Consider the following 16497-nt stretch of genomic DNA (forward strand, 5'->3'; position numbering starts at 1 on the left):
TCATGAGCACCTCCCTCGCGTCCGAGGCATGCGCGTCGCTTCCCCCTCACGTCGATGCCGGCGACGTGCTGAGCGCCATCGCGGCCAAACGGGACGGTGCGTCCCTCAGCGCTCAGAGCATCGAGTTCGTCGTCCGGGGCTACAACGAGGGCCGCATCCCCGACTACCAAATGGCCGCCTGGCTGATGGCGGTGGCTTGCCGCGGTATGAACGACGTGGAGACCACCGCTCTGACGAAGGCGTATATCGACTCCGGTGTGCGACTGGAATTCGCGGATCACCGGCGTCCGATCATCGACAAGCACAGTACCGGCGGTGTCGGCGACAAGACGACGCTCTTCGTGGCGCCCGTGGTAGCCGCGTGCGGCGTCTCCGTGATGAAGATCAGTGGCCGCGGCCTCGACTTCGCCGGCGGCACCGTCGACAAGCTGGAGTCGATCCCCGGCCTACGAATCGACCTCGACCACGAGCAGATCCTTGAGGTACTCGACCGCACCCGCATGGTCGTGGTGGGCCAGAACACCCGGCTCGTGCCCGCCGACGGCGCCACCTACGCCCTGCGCGATGTCACGGGCTCGGTCGAGAGCCTTCCCCTGATCGCCGCGAGCGTGATGAGCAAGAAGATTGCCGCGGGTACCCACGGTGCCGTTATCGATGTGAAGTACGGGTCAGGGGCCCTCGTCGGGGAGATCGCGCGGGCCGAGGAACTCGGACGCCTGATGATACGCATCGGCAGCGCCTTCGGCCTGCCGTGCAGGGTCGTCCTCAGCGAGATGGGTCAGCCGCTCGGCCAGGCCGTGGGCAACGCGCTGGAGGTCAAGGAGGCCCTCTTGGCGCTGCGCGGAGCCAAGGTGCCAGGGTTCACCGAACTCGGCCATGTGCTGGCTGTGGAGATGTTGTGCCTGGCGGAGCCGGGGCTGATTCGGCAGGCAGCCGAGGCGCGGGTGCGTGACGCGGTGAGCAGCGGACGGGCGCTGGCCGTCTTCCGAGCCTGGGTGGCCGGCCAAGGCGGCGACGCGCGCGTGGTCGACAACCCGGATCTGCTGCCCACGGCCACCCGTGTCGATATCGTCCCCGCTTCCCGGTCGGGCTGGATCAGCGATGTGGACGCCCGTGCCGTCGGCAAGCTCGCCTTGCGGCTGGGAGCGGGACGGCTCCGCCGGGAGGACCAGGTGGACCACGCGGTGGGCGTGGTGCTGCGCCAGCGCGTCGGCGACGAGGTGCGACAGGGCGAGCCGCTGGCCGAGGTGCACTGGCGGGGCGACGCGGATCCGGAAGCCGTGAGCGCCGAAGCCAGCGCTGCGTTCACCGTCGACTCCCGGCCCGTCGAGCCACGGAGCGGGGTGCACTCCGTCCTGTGAGGCAGACCCTGAGAGAACTGCGGGGGAGAGAGGGCGAACCGATGCGATTCGGTCAACAACACGGAGCATCACCGACGGCGCACTTCGAACAAGGGGAAGTACGCAAGTACCCCTGCGAACTCACGCTGCCGCAGATCGTCGCCGGCTGGGCGGAGCGCACACCCGGTGCCCCGGCCCTGCGCTTCGGGCGGTACAGCGTCACCTACCGCGACCTGGCGGTGCGCGCCCGGCGGATCGGTGAACTGCTCAAGGGGGCCCACGGTGTCGGCCCGGGCGGGGTCGTGGCGGTGCTGGACGGCCCCAGCATGCCCTCGGTCATCGCCTGCCTGGGCGTGCTGTACGCCGGCGCCGCGTACCTCCCCCTCGACGAGGCCAATCCCCTTGAGCGCAACCGAAATATGGCGGAGGACGCCGGCGCCGACTGCGTCGTCGTCGCCGATCGGCACCGCTCCGACTGGCCCTCGGCGGTGTCGTTGGAGGAGCTCGGCGAAAGGGCCTGCGCCCCCGTCTCCGCCGATGAGCCGACCCACCCCCCGGTGGGTGGTACATCGTTGGACGCGGCGTATGTGATGTACACCTCCGGATCCACCGGACGGCCCAAGGGCATCGCCGTGCCGCACCGCGCGATCGCCAGGCTGGTCATCAACACCGACTACGTGCGGATCTCGTCCCACGACGCGATCGCCCAGGCATCCAACACCTCTTTCGACGCCGCCACTTTCGAAATATGGGGGGCTCTCCTCAACGGCGCCACGGCTGTCGGGGTGGACAAGGAAGCCCTGCTGACGCCGGACGAGCTGCCCGGCATGCTCGCGGCGGAGGGCATCACCACGCTCTTCCTCACACCCGCGCTGTTCCATCTCCACGTCGCCCATGTGCCGGATGCCTACCGGGGGCTGCGCCAGCTGCTGCTGGGCGGTGACGCACCCGACCCGGGCGCCGCCCGTGAGGTACTCGCCGCCGGCGCCCCTGGCCGGCTGCTGAACATGTACGGCCCCACGGAGGCCACGACCTTCAGCACAGGCCTGCGGGTCACCGAGACCAGCGCGGCGGGCGATGCGCTGAGCATCGGCCGACCGGTGGCCAACTCGGCGGTGCGGATCCTGGACGGTGGCCGGCGTACGGGAGTCGGTGAGCCGGGCGAGCTGCACATCGCGGGAGACGGGCTGGCGCTGGGGTACCGGGGCCGCCCGCAGCTGTCGGCGCAGCACTTCATCCCTGACCCTTTCCAACCGGAGGGGCGCCTCTACCGCAGTGGTGATCTGGCGTCCTGGAACGAAGACGGCAGTATCCAATTCCATGGCAGGGCCGATCAGCAGATCAAGCTGCGCGGCTTCCGCATCGAACTGGGGGAGATCGAGGCCGCGCTGCGCGCCCACCCTGACGTCACGGACGCCGCGGTGGCCCCTGTGGGGGAGGGCATGTCCCGCAAGCTCATCGGATACCTCGCCACCCGGAATGCGGCGGCAGCGCAGGAAGTGGCCGAAAAGATCGCCGCCTTCCTGCCGCCCTATATGCTGCCAAGTGAAATCGTGATGGTGTCGTCGTTGCCGCTGAATCCAAATGGGAAAGTAGATCGGGCATCATTGTCGAACCTTCATCCCGCGGGAGGAGTGTAATCGTGATTATTTGGCTCAATGGTCCTTTCGGTGGCGGTAAGACGACCCTTGCTCATGAGTTTGTCGAGCGATTCCCAGGCCATCGGATTTATGATCCGGAACTCGTGGGATACCTGGTGCGTGACTTGGTGGGGGAGCCGCCCAGTGGTGACTTCCAGGACGCCCCGATCTGGCGCTCGCTCGTCGTCCACACGGCGCTGGAGCTCAAGCGCCACTACGGCGAGCCGCTCGTCGTCCCCATGTCCGTACTGCGGCCCGCATACCTGACCGAGATCTTCGAAGGGCTGCGGGACGCCGGCGAGGTCCTGCATCATTTCTTCCTTGAGGTCGACGGCAAGGAATTGCGCCGGCGCATCGAGGCACAAGTGATCCACGAACACGACCCGACGCGCGACGCCGACGTGCGAGCATGGCGACTGGCCCAGGTGAAACGGTGCTTGGCGGCGCGTAAGGACATGCCCGCAGGAACGGTATTTTTGGATTCTCAGGCGAACACGCCGTCGGATAACTGTTCTCGCGTCATGCGGGTCGTGTCCAACTCTTCCGCCACCGTCTTGAAGCAACCATAGAGATTCGAGTGCAAGCCATGAACAGTGTTCCGGGGAACTCGCGAGAGCCCATGATCGACCCTTCGGTCGACGCCGTTCTGCGCGTATTCCTGCAGAGCGTGGACCGTTTACGACCGGGACTGGTCGAGGGGTTGTACCTGACGGGCTCCATCGCCCTGGGCGACTTCCGGCAGGGACGCAGCGACATCGATTTCGTCGCCGTCACCGCGCAACGTCCCCAACCGGCCGACCTCTCCGCTCTCCAGCGGGCCCACACCGAGACCAAAGAGCGACACCCCCGACCGTACTTCGACGGGACCCATGTCACCTGGGACGACCTGGCAGCCGACTTCTCCTCCTGCCCGCGGGTCCCGTACGTCCATGAGGGCAGCTTCCACGCCGCCGGTGACTTCGAGATCAACCCGGTGACGTGGTCCGTCCTCGCCAAGAACGCCGTAGCGGTGCGCGGCCCCGCCCCCGGCGCCTTCCCGGTGGGCGTGGATCAAGCCGCCCTGACCGCCTGGGCACGGGGAAACCTCGACGACTACTGGCGTCGCTGGCATGCGGCGCACGACAAGCCCCTGTCGCTCATGGGCGTTGCGGCACTGGGCGGTTGGGCCCCCGCCTGGGGGGTGCTCGGCGTCAGTCGGCTCCACTACACCGTGCGGACGGGCGAGATCACCTCCAAGGGCGGTGCGGGCACCTACGCCCTCAAGACGTTCGGCGACACCTGGGAACCCATCGTCGCGGAGGCCCTGCGCGTGCACCGGGGAGAGTCCGGCTCGCGCTTTCGCGCTCCGTTCAAGCGGCGCAGGGCCACGTTGGACTTCGTCTCGATGGTGATCGACGACGTGGCCCGCTGACCCCTTGGCGACGAGTGATGTCCAGCGCTGGAACCTCCATGCTCCGCGACGCAGCGACAACTCTGCACCGCGCTCAGGAAGGAAAGAGATGACTGCACCGTCAGTGCGTTCCGACGCGTCCATGGGGGCCGCGAGGACCGATGAGCAGCTGCGCGAGCTGCTGCGTGCAGCCGCACCGAAGCACGATGTGCCGGGTGCGGTGCTCGCGGTCTCCCACGGCGGCGAGCGTTTCGCCGGAGCTTACGGCGTGGCCAACAGCCGGGCACACCTGGAAATGACCACGGACACACTGATCCCCGTGGGTTCCTTCGCCAAGGTGTGGACCGCGGTCCTGGTGATGCAACTGGTGGACGAGGGCGTGGTCGGCCTGGACGACCCGATCCGCCGCCACCTTCCGGAGTTCGTCCTGGCGGACGCGAAAGCTGCCGAGCGCGTCACCGTCCGGCATCTCCTCACCCACACCGGCGGCTTCTACGGCGACGCCTTCGAGGACTTCGGCCCGGGCGACGATGCGCCGGCACGGTACGTGGCCGCTCTCGACCGTGTCGCTCAACTGCATGAGCCGGGGGAGCTCTTTTCGTACTGCAACGCCGGCTTCGTCGTCCTCGGCCATCTTGTCGCGAAGGTGCGCGGCGGCACGTGGGAGGAACAGATACGCTCCCGGGTCATGCGCCCGCTGGGACTGCGGGATGTCGCGCTCAACGGCGACGAGGCCGTGCTGTTCCGCAACAGCGTCGGACATGTCGTGACCTCGGGCCCGCCACGGATCGTGCCCCGCTGGGAAACCCTGCGCTCCGGGTCCGCGGCGGGTGCCATGCTGCGGATGTCCGCGGAGTCGGCGCTCACGTTCTGCGAGGCACATGTGAGCGAAGGGCGCAGCGCGAACGGCAAGGCGTTGCTCAGCGCCCGATCCACCGCCGCCATGCACCACGACTGGGTGGACGTGCCCGGCTCCACACTGTCCGACCAGTGGGGCCTTGGTTGGGCCCTGTGGCACTGGGGCGGGGACCGAGCCTTCGGCCACGACGGTGAATACCGCGGGCAGGCCATTCTCATCCGCAACTTGGCCGAGCATCATCTGACCGTGGTACTCGCCGTGAACGGCGGGCAGGCGCGGGAGATGTACGACGACGTGGTCCCCGCCCTGATCGAGGAGTTCACCGGGATACGAGCGCCCCGGACTCCCTGCCTGCCCCAAGATCCCACACTCGTCGACGCACGACGCTACGCCGGGACGTACGAGGGTCCCGATTGCCGATACACGGTCACCCTGGCCCCCGACGGCCGAGCTCTGCTGGTAGCCACCACAGATCCGCGCAAGCCGCAGGGCCACGAGGACGGTCCGGCCGATCACTACGTGCGTTTGGCGGGTGACACCTTCATTCAGAAGAGCCACAAGCGAGGTACGGACCGCATTCTCAGCTTCGTCGGTAACGATCACGGCGTGGCCGTCTACCTGCACAACAGCCGAGCCTATGCCCGAGCGTAACCGGACCGAAGGTGAGCAGACCTTGCTCGGCGACGCAGGCGCGCGCGCCGATCCGCCGGCGGGCGCAACACCGCCTCTGACGCTGCGGAACAACCGGGATTTCCGCCTCATCTGGCTCGGTGGTCTGCTGGCCAGCCTGGGTGCCCAACTCACCATTCTCAGCACGCCTTTGCTGATTCTGTCGGAGACCGGATCCCCGACCAGTGCGGGGCTGATCGTGGCCGTCTTCGACGTCGTCCTGGTCCTCTCCCTGCTGCCTTCCGGGGCCGTCGTGGACGCGGTCGAGCGTCGGAAACTGCTCCTGTGGTGCCGCTTCGGCCTGGGATGTGGCGCCGCGGCGGTGGCCACTGGAGTGCTCCTGGGATGGCCGATTCTTCCCTTGGTGCTCCTGGTGGCCATCGGGGGAGCGGTGCTGAGCAGCCTTTCCACCCCCGCGGCCAACGCCCTCATGCGCGCCGTCGTGCCCCCGGATCAGCTCGGCCAGGCCACCGCCCGACTCCAGGCCCGCTCCGCGATGGCGCAACTGGGCGGGCCCGCCCTCGGCGGATTCCTTTTCAGCGTGCATCACGCCCTGCCGTTCGTGGTCGAGTCGCTGTGCCTGCTGTCGTCCTCCGTCATAGTGCTGGGGTTGCGGATCCGGTCACGCCCGAACAAGCCGGATCAGCCATTCTCGCTGAGCCACCTCGGTGGCGGTCTGCGCTACATAGGGAAGCAGCCTTATCTGCGTGCAGTAGTGGGACTGCTCTCGGGCATCAATCTCTCCTACGGCGGACTGGTCCTCGTCATGGTCACCACCACCGAGCGGATGGACCCCACGGGGCGGTCCACCGGGCTGATCACGTCGCTCACCGGAGTCGGTGCCCTGGTCGGCATCCTGCTGGCGGCCAGGCTGCGGGTCGAGCTCCGTCCCAGAGCAACCATCGTCCTCACGAGCTGGACGTGCGCCGCCTCGGTGCTGCTGGCCGGAACGGCCCCCGGCATCCTGGTGTTCGCCGCCGCCATGATCCTGGGATGTACCGCCGCCGGGGCCATGAATGTGGTCCTGGGCAGCACCGGACTGCTGGCCACACCGTGCCATCTGCTCGGCAGAGTGCAAGGAGCGGCAAACTTCCTGTCGATGAGTGCCCAGCCGTTGGGTCCGCTGATCGCCGGTGTGCTGCTCAGCCAGGCCGGCGGCCCGGGCGCGTTCGTCGCCTTCGCCGGGATGTTTGTGGCCGCAGCCCTGCTGGCAACGTTCACCCGGGGACTGCACCACGCTCCCCAACTGGAGAGCGGGCCTGACGAGACACAGAAGGACGACGGGAACAACGGCACGTACGAGCAGAACCGGCTCCCGTAAACGGAGCCGCGGTGAGCGGTGTGACGTCGGGTGGCCGGAGCGTGCGGAACGCTCCGGCCACCCGGCATTCACTCCGGCCGGACCGGAGAGTCCACCGCTTCCGCACGGCTGCAGCCAGCACGTACACGGTAGGAGGCCTTCAGGCTGCTGGGCGCGTGGGGAGCCATCCGGTCGGTGACCGCAAAGTAGTCCATCTGTACGGCGTCCGCTGTGATGCTGAGGACGGAGTAGCCGTGTGAGGCAAGGTCGACCCACTGGATGTGCGGGTTGGTGTCACGTACGGCCGCTTCGATGGCGGGCAGCCGCTCGGGTGCGGAGGAGCCCAGCTGATCACCGAAGTTGTCGGAGGACACGGACGTAACGACGAACTCCACCGCCACACCGGAGGCGGTGCGGGCGTTCTGGTCCATGGGGACGTGGGCGGCCCAGGCACAGTGAACGTCCCCGGTCAGGAACACCGTGTTGCCGATGTCGTGCGTCTTGAGGTGCTGCACCAGCTCGTGCCGGTCCGCAGTGTAACCGTCCCACGAATCTGGGTTGAGCGGCCTGGGCTGTGGCGCGGAACCCAGCGACTCGCCCAGCGCACGCAGCTCCGGCAGCGGAAGGTCCGGCAGCCGCACAGGGGAGATCATCACGGAGTTCCCCACCAGCTGCCATCCCGCGTCGCTTGTCGCCAGCCCGTTTTTGAGCCAGTCCATTTGCGCGCGGCCGGTGATGGTGACGTCGAGCGGGTCCTCTGCGCTCCCGCCGGGCGCGTTCCGGAAGGAGCGCAGGTCCAGGAGGAAGAGCGTGGCGAGACTGCCGAAGGACAGTCGCCGATAGGTGGTGCCGGCGATGGAGGGGCGCACGGGCATCCATTCGAAGTAGGCGCGCCTGGCCGCGGCCGCCCGGTCGGTCCAGCTCCCTTCCGTTTCGGGCTGGTGGTTGCCCGCACCGTGCGCCCAGGCGGCGTCGGCGAATTCGTGGTCGTCCCAGATGGCGATGACCGGTGTGGCGCTGTGCAGGGCCTGAAGGTCGGGATCGGTCTTGTACGTGCCGTGCCGAGCCCGGTAGTCGCCGAGCGAGACGCACTCGTGGAGTGGATGGTGCGGACGGGCGATCGGCCCCTGGCCGGCGTAAGTGGCGCTCTCGTATATGTAGTCGCCGAGGTGCAACACTGCGTCGAGGTCGTACCGGTCGGCGAGATGACGGTACGGAGAGAACCATCCGCCCTCCCAGTTCGCGCAGGACACCACACCGAAGCGGATCGCGTCGGGGGCGGCGTCGTACCGGGGTGCGGTACGGGTGTGTCCGATGGGTGAGAGGGCGCCGTCGCAGTGGAAGCGGTACCAGTAGTCGGTAGCCGGACGCAGGCCCCGTACGTCCGCCTTGACCGTGTGGTCACCAGAGGCACTCGCCTTGATCCGGCCTCGCGCGGCCACTTGGTCGAAGTGCCGGTCGAGCGCGACTTCCCAGTCGACCGTGATCGGCTCGCCCTTGCCGGAACCGGGGGTGGCCTCGGGCGACGGCGTGACCCGGGACCACAGGAGCACGCCGTCGGGGAGCGGGTCCCCGGACGCGACCCCGTGCACGAAGCAGGGGCCGCGATCGGCTGCCGTCTCCGGCCGGCGGCGGGTGGCCTTGGCGTGGGCGGACGGCGCGCCGAGGGACAGGGCCGCCATGGCGGTGGCCGCCGCGGTCGCGACGACCATCGATCTGCGTGAGGGAACGGAGCGAATGTTCATCGACGTAACTGCCTTTGCCAGGTGAGCGGAGAACGAGCGGCATGGCACGGCAAGAGCGTGGGTGCGGCGGCGAGCGCACACCGGAACGCCCCTGTGTGCTTAGAAGGCGGTCATGCGTGCGCAGCCCGACAGATCCGGGGCCTTGACCGTGGGCAGGAGACTCAAGTGCCGTTCCTGCACGAGATCGTGGCGCAGCGCTATGGAGACCAGCGCCTCGCGCTTCCAACGCATACGGTCCTCGTCGGGAGACTCACCCCACTCGTGCAGCGGGAGCTTGCTGGACGCGAGGTAGTCGAGGTGGTAGTTGACGGCCCCGCGCGTCAAGCTGCGGCAGGAAGGAAGGGGCCGCAGACGCTCGACGATCTCGTTGTCCGTGGGGACCCCGTGCTGAGAACTACCGCTCAGCCGTGGCTCGCAGAGCGCCACGAGTACGAGAAAGTACTTGGTGTCCTCGGTCAGGCTGAAGCTGCGGGACACCAGAGTGTGCTGGACGTCGTCGCCATCGACGCGCAAGGGAGCTGGCGCGAGCACGTTGAAGCGGGTCAGTGTGGGCTGGTCGGGGAGAATGATGCGGGACAGCTCGAAGGGGATGGGAGCGGCCCGGCGACCGGGTAAGACCTTGACGAACTCCCCGCTTCCTTCGATGTTCTCGACGATGTAGCTCGCGGTGGGATTGAAGTTCGACAGGAGCCAGTGACCTTGGCTGGCGGTGATGCGCCCCGCGGGCTCTGCGATGCTCTCCTCGCGCAGGGCAAGTCTCGTGGGGGATGCCGACGAGTAGCCGAACAACGCGGTATCACCGCTGAAGAGTTCACGCGTCCGGGCTCCTTTGCCTTCGACGCTGCGGTTGAGGTGGATGATGACGGCACCTGAAGACTCCACTGTGATTCCCCCCGGGTGAGTTCTGCACGTGTGGTGTGACTCCCCATCGCTCCTTGTTCCCGCGCGGCGTGATGACCTGTTGCGGCTGCGGAGTTCTGAGCCTGCCGTTGGACGCTGCGGACGCCATATGAGGAGCGCACCACTGCTTGTTCACAACAGCGGATGCTGCGTCCCGTGAGTGTACGCCGATACCACGTTGGGTTGACAAGTATAGTTAACAGATGGCCGCTTTACGGCAAATGTTGCGAGTAGTGATCACACGCCCTGTTTACCCCTCGCGGTCATGTCGGCTCGGTGCCACCTGCGGTACTGGGCACCCGTCGCCCTCATGTCCCGCCGTTTCACCGGATACTGATGGCACGTCAGGTCTTGACCGGCATGCGAAACGGGTAACAGATCTGATGGCCCGGGCGCGGAGAGACGAGGGCTGTGCACTTGGAGCGATCTGACCGCTGAAGCGGACGGTCATCGCGATTTCATGGACGCTCTGGTCGGTGCTACCGACCGATGGCCGAGGGCCTCAGGGATCCACCCGCACGCGCGTGTGTGGACGAGAGGGTGAGAGTGGAGGGCGCCATGGCATCGCCCCCTTCGGCCAGCTCCGTGAACTGTCGGGCGGAGCTGTTGCGACGGCGGATCAGCGAGCGATGCCAGACTTGGTCCGAAGAACTGGCAGCGGTGACATGGCGGACTGGCAAACCGTGGGCGTACGTCGTGCAGGGGGCCATCAAGGCGCATCGACGAAGCAGTATGTCACCGTCTCCAGTCTCGACTGGAGACGGTAGTGCTGGTGAGAAATGTGAGGTCCGGCCTATTCGGGGATCTCGGTGGCATCATCTTCGGGTCGGCTGATGGACTGCAGATTCTGCATCTTGCGAGCCTCGTTCACCATGGTGAGCAGCGCGTCCAAACTGGCAGGTGACAGCCCGTCAGCGCGTAGGGCGATGCTGCGTATCTTTGCGTTGCGCAGCGCGGTGGCCAGTGCCAGTTGTGCATTGACGCGCTGATGGACTTCTTCATTGAGGAAGTATTCCGGAGAGACGCCGAAGAACTCCGCAAGCACATCCAGCTGTCCCAATGTGATGTTGCGCTTCTTGCCCGTGGCAAGTTCCCATAGGTAGGTCCCGGAGATGCTGCCGCCAGTCGTCTCGCCGATCTCCTTGGCGAGGCGGGCATACCCCGGGCGGGTGCGCTCATCGGGATAGAGGGCCCCGATGAGTTCATTGATCCGCTGGTCCAGCTTTTGCAGGATCGGTCTGCCATCATCGCGATGTGCTGGATCATTGGGCATGAGGCGGCCTCACTTAGGGAAGGCGATGGGGCGTTCGACTCGCCCGCTGACGCGGCCATAGTGTATCTCGCTGTGCCGCGCCGCATCCGCCACAGTGGACGACCAGATCAAGGCCGCAGCCCTGCAGCCCCGCAGGCCGGTGTCACGGAGCACGCTGAACTCTCCGTCCGCTTCTGCGCTCCGGCCGGAGCTGTTGTCGGAGCAAGCGCCCCGGACGAGGCGATCCGGCCAGCGGTCACGGTTCGTCGACAGTGAGCACGGATGGTCGGGAGCGATCGAAGCGTCGGACGGGGTCGGATTCGTAGGCACGTGCCATCTGGAGTAGAAACGCCTTTTCGCCCTCCAGGTCGCCGCCATCAAATACGAAAAGGCTCAACTGGCGCTTTTCGGGTGGGCAGCCGGCGAGTTTGGCGTTCCGGGCGCTTCGGACGACACAGGCCAACACCGTCGCGTCCACGCTGGCAGGTGACACGGCGCAGTTCCGTACGTAGTTCCGGGCGGAACGTGGCACCGTCGGTCCGATGTATTCATTGAGTGCCAGGATGGCGTCGCGCGTCTCGATGAGCTTTCGGTACACCAAAAGATCGCAGGGTACGTGAGGCCAGATGAGTTCGAGCAGTCGGGCCCGGGGCCTGGCCAAGGCGACGTGCGGCACGGCGCGGACCAGATCGTGCCACAACGGCCACAGGCGCCAGACGGTAGCGATGTCCGCTGCCACGTGACCGATCGACAGGAACGTCGGCACCAAAATTGCTGCGGCTCTGAACAGGTTGTGCAGGCTGATCAGAAGCTGCATGGAGGGCGCATACCACTTGCCGTCGCACCACATGTGCAGGAGGCGGAGGAACCAGAACGCGCCGATGAAGGCAGTTCCTATACCGAATAGCCGAAGGGCTATCGTGAGGGGACGGGTTTCGGTGCGTCTGCTGTATCGCCAACATACGCAGAAGCAGACGGCGGTCGCCGTCAAATGAGTGGTGATCAGGAGCAGCCAATAGGCGAGAGAGGGTACGTCAACCGTGCCGTCGGAAAGGGCATGGCGCGGACGTTGGGGCACGGTCAGATCGAGGGCGAGCAAGACAGCTATCACTGCGCCCGTGCTACAGCACAATCCAAGCCTGAGCCGTCGACCGTAGAAGGTGGCCGCGACGAAATGGAGTACCGCGCCCGCAGACAACACGCCGATCAGGTCCTTCGCCAGAGCGACAGGGTGGGTCAGCCCGCTGACGTGGAGCACGGACGAGGCGCTGGCCATCAGGTCGAGTGTCAATGCTGTGACGGCAAAGACGACCGCCAACCACAATCCACGTTGATGAGGGAAACGAATTCCTGATGGGCTGCGCAGGATTACGGCAATCCAGAGGACGATCAGGCTGAAATACTGTAGTTGAAGGCCGAGTTCCAGCAAGTCATTCGCCACGCGTGGATCTGACCCCGAGAGCCGCCTCCAGTTTGCCGAGCACGCCGCTGGGCACCACCGGCTCGCGTCGGAGCACTCTGGTGTGGATCAGACTGGCGAGCAGCTCCGCCTCCTGTTCCTGCTGCGTGTCGTAGTTCGAGCGGGCCAGGAGCCGTTGCACCAGGCGTGGGTCCAGATCGGGAAGGAGCGACCTCCGTCCGGCGTCCTCCGACAGATTGATGGTCCGGTGATCGAACAGCAGGTGCCCGATCTCATGCAGAACGATGTGCTCCTGATGTAATCGACCCGTTCGCCGTTCGTAGAAGATGTGGTCGTCGGTCGAGGTGGCGAGCAGTAGTCCGCAGGCGCCCGACATGGCTGCCTCCGGCTGTAACGAGTGCAGATGCAGTGGTCTCCCGCGTTGCTCGGCCAGGTGGTGACACAGGGCCGCGATGGAGAAGGGGGAGGGTAAGCTGAGCTGTTTCAACAGTGGCCTGCATCGGTGACGTAACTTGAGGTAACTATAAGACATTTCCGGTTCTGTTCATTCCTTACTGGGGTAGTAGTGTGACTGCGTGCATCCGAGTGAGCATGCCTTCAGTGATTCACCTTCAGGAAAAGCCAGGGGTGTGCCGAAATATGCGGCGAGAATGGCTGACTTCGGCTCATGAGGGCCCTACCGGGTGAAGTCTCGGATGGAGTTGTCATCGGAGCCAGGTGATGTCCGCTGTCCAGTGCCACCGTCCCCCGCGGTTGGTGTAAGGGCATTTGGTTCGGCGAGAGTTAAAGCACACCCTCCAATGGAGCCGATGGCAATTATCATCGACTCCGGACCGGCCGGTGCATAGGGCGTGGAGATCAAGCCAACCTCAACCGGCGCCGGTTGCCGTGCCGGTGTGTATTCGCCGACGCCTGTCATCCCTGGTCACTTCGAGGTTGCCTTCTGCAACTGCACACTTACCCCCGGCACAGTGGTAGCGAAAACGGGGTCACCGGCCTGCATTGGGGAGTGCACGGTCATGGTCGAGTAATCGACGATTCGCCGTGCGCCGATGAGTGCGATGTGTACACGACGTCCTGGACGGGGGAGTGGCCCGCGGCTCCCGTTCCCTCAGCGGGCCGGCCGGATCTACGCCACGCAGAACTCGTCGCCCTCCGGGTCCTGCACGATCCACCAGTGCCCAGCCAGTCCCTTGCTTATCTCGCGATGAGGGTTGCCCCCAGGTCCTCCAGTCGGGCCACCAGCTTGTCGAGCCCGCCGGGCTCGCTGTGGATGTCCCGGTGCAGGCGGTTCTTGCCGGACTTGCCCTCGGGTACATCCTGGAAGAAAAGGAGGCAGCCATGGCCGGTGTCGCTGGTCTCGTCGTACCGATCCTCGGGATGGCGGACCGCGGCGTCATCACGAAAGGTCTGCCGGTCGTGGTGCTCGGTCACCGTGTCCTCGGTGATGTGTGCGGTAGCCAGCAGGCGCTCGACGAGGGAACTTGGGCCTTCCCACCTCGTCGTCCAGCGCTGCGGCCCAGAGGTCAGGGCCAGTTCCCCAGCAGTCGACGACGCTCACCAGGCCGTGTCCCCGTACTGGCCAGGTAGGCCGGGCAAGGCTGCGTGGGTGAAGGGGCTGAGGGGGCAGCGAGAGCTACCGAGTGCAGCGCTGTCGGTGCAGCGTCCACTGAACTCGCCGAGTAGCAACACCAGTTGGCGGCGTCTTCGCACTCCAGTTATGAGTAGAAGCCCGAACCCGACTTACGCCCCAGCCGCTCTGCGTCGACCATCCGCTGGAACTGCGGGGGAGCGGGGTGCGGTGGCTCCTTGTACCCCTCGTGCATGCAGCCTCTCGTTCGCTGCAGTGGTTCAGCGGCCAATGCTTTATCCCGGCGGGCCAGAACCGCAGTTGTTGTCCGGCCAGGAAGCTTGGTATGGCTTGCTTCTCGTGATTGTCATAAACCCATGAGGTGAGCTTGCCGAGGTAGTCGGCTAGAGTTGACATGGTACGCATCCGGTGGTATAGCGTGTTCCGCTTCCGTGGATCGGGAGCGTGACACGTTAGGCACGAATCGCAGCCTCACCAAGCGGCTGCGTACGACGTCTACGCAGTTACCGGCAGAGCGGCTCGCTCCCGGTGAAGGCAACGGCGATGGGGCTGGGATAACGGAAAACCCAAGGGTTGTCGCGTAACTGTTGGTCGCGGGTGAGATGATCTTGCCGTGACTGGTGTGACCACGCCGTCCGGCCCTCCTGGACGGCCCCGTTCACCGGGCTCAGCCCGCGTCAGTTCGGCAAGCTGATCACCATCTTGCTGCGTGAGGGTGCGGACCCGGTGCGCAAGGGCCGGCCCTGGAGTCGGCCGCTGGAGGGCCCCGTGCTCTTGGTCGCCGCATACCGGCTGCGGACGAACCTGACACTGCGACAACTAGCTTCGGTGTTCCGGGGGTTTCAAGTCGGTCGCCGACCGCATCGCCGACCATCACGGGCCCGCCCTCGCGCTCCAGCAGCGCAAGCGGTTCCGCAAGGACACCGTGCTGATCGTGGGCGGCACCCTGGTCCCCCACCCGCGATCACACCATCGCCGAGAGTCCAAGAACATTGGTACTCCATCAACCACCGGGTCGTCGTCGACGACGGCACCCGCCTCGTCGTCGCCGTCGGTCGATCAGTCGCCAGGAACCGTAACGACTGCAAGGCGTGGGAGCTGTCCGGTGCGAAAGACGCCGTCGGTAGGACCAGGTCATCGCCCCTGCCCGCGTGGAGCGCGACTCAGCCCGGATGAAGGGTTGGAGGATCCTTAGAGACTGCCGGCTGAGAGGCTCTGCCGTTCACCAGGCCATGCTTGGCATCGTCGGCCCGCATCACCTTGTGCTCGCCGGGTGGCACGGAAACCCGCAGGTCACCCAGCGGGTTAGAGATCATTTACGGGACTTCCCAGTGCTTATGTCAAGCGGCTGATGCGACAGGGAGTGAGCTCCGATGGCACGCGCCGTCACCGATCATCGCCCACAAAACGTTCATTCGACGACGAGCGAGGGCGAGGAGAGCCGGATTGCGTCCCTTTCCCACTCTCTTCGCCGGAATCGTGGGGCTGCGTGGCCAGGCCGGCAAAGCTGGCCAGGCGGTCAGCACTTCCGAAGGCGTCCATGTCGCCGCCGATTGCGGCGATGAACTCGGCGCGGACCTTGGGTCCCATGCCGGGCAGGCTGCGAATCACCTTGGCATGCGGGTGCTCGTGAAACGGTGCCTCGATGAGGGCGTCGAGTTCGGCGATCTCCTCGTCGAGGGCCATCACCGCCTTCGCGAGACGGACCACATGGCAGTGGCCAGCTTCTCGCCGGGCGGCGCGATGAGCTGGGCCCGAGCAGCTTCCACGGTGGTGCGGGCGAGTGCGGCGGCTCCTTCGGCCTTTCGGTTCTTCAGCCAGGTCTCGATCCGCTTCGTACTCGTGCGGCGGATCGTAGCTGGAGACTGGTAGCCCGTCAGCAGCATCACCGGCCCCTTGCTCGTCAAGTCCAGCGACCGCTCCGACTCAGGAAATATCTCTAGTAGTTGGGCTCGAATGCGGTTGATCTGCCGGATGGGGTCGAGGACAAGGTCCAGGCGCCGGGTGGCCAGAGTGCGTAGATCGACGGCGATCTCGTCGCCGGGCCTGAGCAGCCCCAGGTCCCGTCGGATGCGGGCCCTGGTCGGCGATGACGAAGGCGTCCTTCGCGTCTATCTCCCCCTCACCCCGGTACGTGACCGAGCCCCGGCGGATTGCCAAGCCGGTGAGGTATGCGACGGGCTGGCCGTGGGCGGTGAGCGGACCGATCAGCAGGGCAGCGCCGCGTGATTGAGATCGACTGCCCACAGCACATCGCCGATCAGTGACAGCAACTCGGCCTGGGCGTTTTGGATCCGGAGGGACAGCGGCCACTCGCCCTTCTACCTCCCCAACCACGACGCCACCATCGAGCCGCTACGGCCCTGCGCCCAATTGGCGCACAGCGGCCAG

15 protein-coding genes and 2 pseudogenes are annotated in these 16497 nt (G+C 66.2%); 7 read left to right on the forward strand and 10 right to left on the reverse strand.

Annotation, left to right across the window (positions count from 1 at the left end):
- The first annotated feature begins 2 nt into the window (after positions 1-2).
- From ACZ7MX_RS10340 to ACZ7MX_RS10365, 6 genes are all read left to right on the forward strand, one after another.
- Entirely contained in the window at positions 3-1361 is a 1359-nt protein-coding gene (locus ACZ7MX_RS10340) for a thymidine phosphorylase (RefSeq protein ID WP_472131135.1), read from the forward strand.
- Between the two features lie 41 nt (positions 1362-1402).
- Positions 1403-2980 (forward strand): amino acid adenylation domain-containing protein, encoded by a 1578-nt coding sequence (locus ACZ7MX_RS10345; RefSeq protein WP_472131136.1) that lies wholly within the window; start codon positions 1403-1405, stop codon positions 2978-2980.
- Between the two features lie 2 nt (positions 2981-2982).
- Positions 2983-3549 (forward strand): AAA family ATPase, encoded by a 567-nt coding sequence (locus ACZ7MX_RS10350; RefSeq protein ID WP_472131137.1) that lies wholly within the window; start codon positions 2983-2985, stop codon positions 3547-3549.
- Positions 3550-3599: 50 nt separating this feature from the next.
- Complete coding sequence (locus ACZ7MX_RS10355; protein ID WP_472131138.1) at positions 3600-4391, forward strand: aminoglycoside adenylyltransferase domain-containing protein; 792 nt, start codon at positions 3600-3602, stop codon at positions 4389-4391.
- Between the two features lie 88 nt (positions 4392-4479).
- Positions 4480-5880: a serine hydrolase domain-containing protein gene (locus ACZ7MX_RS10360; protein WP_472131139.1), complete on the forward strand. Its 1401-nt coding sequence runs from the start codon at positions 4480-4482 to the stop codon at positions 5878-5880.
- Positions 5867-7219 (forward strand): MFS transporter, encoded by a 1353-nt coding sequence (locus ACZ7MX_RS10365; protein ID WP_472131140.1) that lies wholly within the window; start codon positions 5867-5869, stop codon positions 7217-7219. Before ACZ7MX_RS10360 ends, ACZ7MX_RS10365 begins: the two co-directional genes overlap by 14 nt.
- 68 nt (positions 7220-7287) lie before the next feature.
- Here ACZ7MX_RS10365 and ACZ7MX_RS10370 read toward each other — a convergent pair whose 3' ends face one another.
- From ACZ7MX_RS10370 to ACZ7MX_RS10400, 7 genes and pseudogenes are all read right to left on the reverse strand, one after another.
- Positions 7288-8943: an alkaline phosphatase D family protein gene (locus tag ACZ7MX_RS10370; RefSeq protein WP_472131141.1), complete on the reverse strand. Its 1656-nt coding sequence runs from the start codon at positions 8941-8943 to the stop codon at positions 7288-7290.
- 99 nt (positions 8944-9042) lie between these two features.
- Complete coding sequence (locus ACZ7MX_RS10375; RefSeq protein WP_472131142.1) at positions 9043-9825, reverse strand: serine/threonine protein kinase; 783 nt, start codon at positions 9823-9825, stop codon at positions 9043-9045.
- An 811-nt stretch (positions 9826-10636) separates the two neighbouring features.
- A complete protein-coding gene (locus ACZ7MX_RS10380) occupies positions 10637-11116 on the reverse strand; it encodes a hypothetical protein (RefSeq protein WP_472131143.1) in 480 nt (159 codons plus the stop codon).
- Between the two features lie 235 nt (positions 11117-11351).
- Positions 11352-12536: an MAB_1171c family putative transporter gene (locus tag ACZ7MX_RS10385; RefSeq protein WP_472131144.1), complete on the reverse strand. Its 1185-nt coding sequence runs from the start codon at positions 12534-12536 to the stop codon at positions 11352-11354.
- Positions 12526-12891: a hypothetical protein gene (locus ACZ7MX_RS10390; RefSeq protein ID WP_472131145.1), complete on the reverse strand. Its 366-nt coding sequence runs from the start codon at positions 12889-12891 to the stop codon at positions 12526-12528. The genes ACZ7MX_RS10385 and ACZ7MX_RS10390 overlap by 11 nt, the downstream gene beginning before the upstream one ends.
- 821 nt (positions 12892-13712) lie before the next feature.
- Positions 13713-13949 carry a VOC family protein gene (locus tag ACZ7MX_RS10395; protein ID WP_472131146.1) on the reverse strand — a complete coding sequence of 79 codons (237 nt, stop codon included), beginning with the start codon at positions 13947-13949 and terminating at the stop codon, positions 13713-13715.
- A gap of 284 nt (positions 13950-14233) precedes the next feature.
- Positions 14234-14341: pseudogene (locus ACZ7MX_RS10400) on the reverse strand (3-hydroxyacyl-CoA dehydrogenase family protein); the annotation flags it as partial.
- A gap of 395 nt (positions 14342-14736) precedes the next feature.
- On the opposite strand from ACZ7MX_RS10400, the pseudogene ACZ7MX_RS10405 reads away from it, so the two are divergent.
- Positions 14737-15458 (forward strand): annotated as a pseudogene (locus tag ACZ7MX_RS10405) (IS5/IS1182 family transposase); the annotation flags it as partial.
- Positions 15459-15492: 34 nt separating this feature from the next.
- On the opposite strand, the gene ACZ7MX_RS10410 reads toward ACZ7MX_RS10405, so the two are convergent.
- The 3 genes from ACZ7MX_RS10410 to ACZ7MX_RS10420 are packed head-to-tail and all read right to left on the reverse strand — an operon-like array spanning position 15493 to position 16443.
- Positions 15493-15792, reverse strand: a complete 300-nt coding sequence (locus ACZ7MX_RS10410; protein ID WP_472131147.1) for a transposase — start codon at positions 15790-15792, stop codon at positions 15493-15495.
- A complete protein-coding gene (locus ACZ7MX_RS10415; RefSeq protein ID WP_472131148.1) occupies positions 15792-15992 on the reverse strand; it encodes a hypothetical protein in 201 nt (66 codons plus the stop codon). Before ACZ7MX_RS10415 ends, ACZ7MX_RS10410 begins: the two co-directional genes overlap by 1 nt.
- Positions 15993-16032: 40 nt before the next feature.
- Complete coding sequence (locus ACZ7MX_RS10420) at positions 16033-16443, reverse strand: IS110 family transposase (RefSeq protein ID WP_472131149.1); 411 nt, start codon at positions 16441-16443, stop codon at positions 16033-16035.
- Positions 16444-16497 lie beyond the last annotated feature (54 nt).

It is taken from the genome of Streptomyces sp. NPDC107765, assembly GCF_055657085.1.

Bases quoted from the DNA above. Each gene is read 5' to 3' on its own strand.
- ACZ7MX_RS10410 (WP_472131147.1), bottom strand. From the start codon at position 15,792: ATGGCCCTCGACGAGGAGATCGCCGAACTCGACGCCCTCATCGAGGCA.
- ACZ7MX_RS10345 (WP_472131136.1), top strand. From the start codon at position 1,403: ATGCGATTCGGTCAACAACACGGAGCATCACCGACGGCGCACTTCGAA.
- ACZ7MX_RS10360 (WP_472131139.1), top strand. From the start codon at position 4,480: ATGACTGCACCGTCAGTGCGTTCCGACGCGTCCATGGGGGCCGCGAGG.
- ACZ7MX_RS10340 (WP_472131135.1), top strand. From the start codon at position 3: ATGAGCACCTCCCTCGCGTCCGAGGCATGCGCGTCGCTTCCCCCTCAC.
- ACZ7MX_RS10390 (WP_472131145.1), bottom strand. From the start codon at position 12,891: ATGTCGGGCGCCTGCGGACTACTGCTCGCCACCTCGACCGACGACCAC.
- ACZ7MX_RS10365 (WP_472131140.1), top strand. From the start codon at position 5,867: ATGCCCGAGCGTAACCGGACCGAAGGTGAGCAGACCTTGCTCGGCGAC.
- ACZ7MX_RS10380 (WP_472131143.1), bottom strand. From the start codon at position 11,116: ATGCCCAATGATCCAGCACATCGCGATGATGGCAGACCGATCCTGCAA.
- ACZ7MX_RS10370 (WP_472131141.1), bottom strand. From the start codon at position 8,943: ATGAACATTCGCTCCGTTCCCTCACGCAGATCGATGGTCGTCGCGACC.
- ACZ7MX_RS10415 (WP_472131148.1), bottom strand. From the start codon at position 15,992: ATGCTGCTGACGGGCTACCAGTCTCCAGCTACGATCCGCCGCACGAGT.
- ACZ7MX_RS10355 (WP_472131138.1), top strand. From the start codon at position 3,600: ATGATCGACCCTTCGGTCGACGCCGTTCTGCGCGTATTCCTGCAGAGC.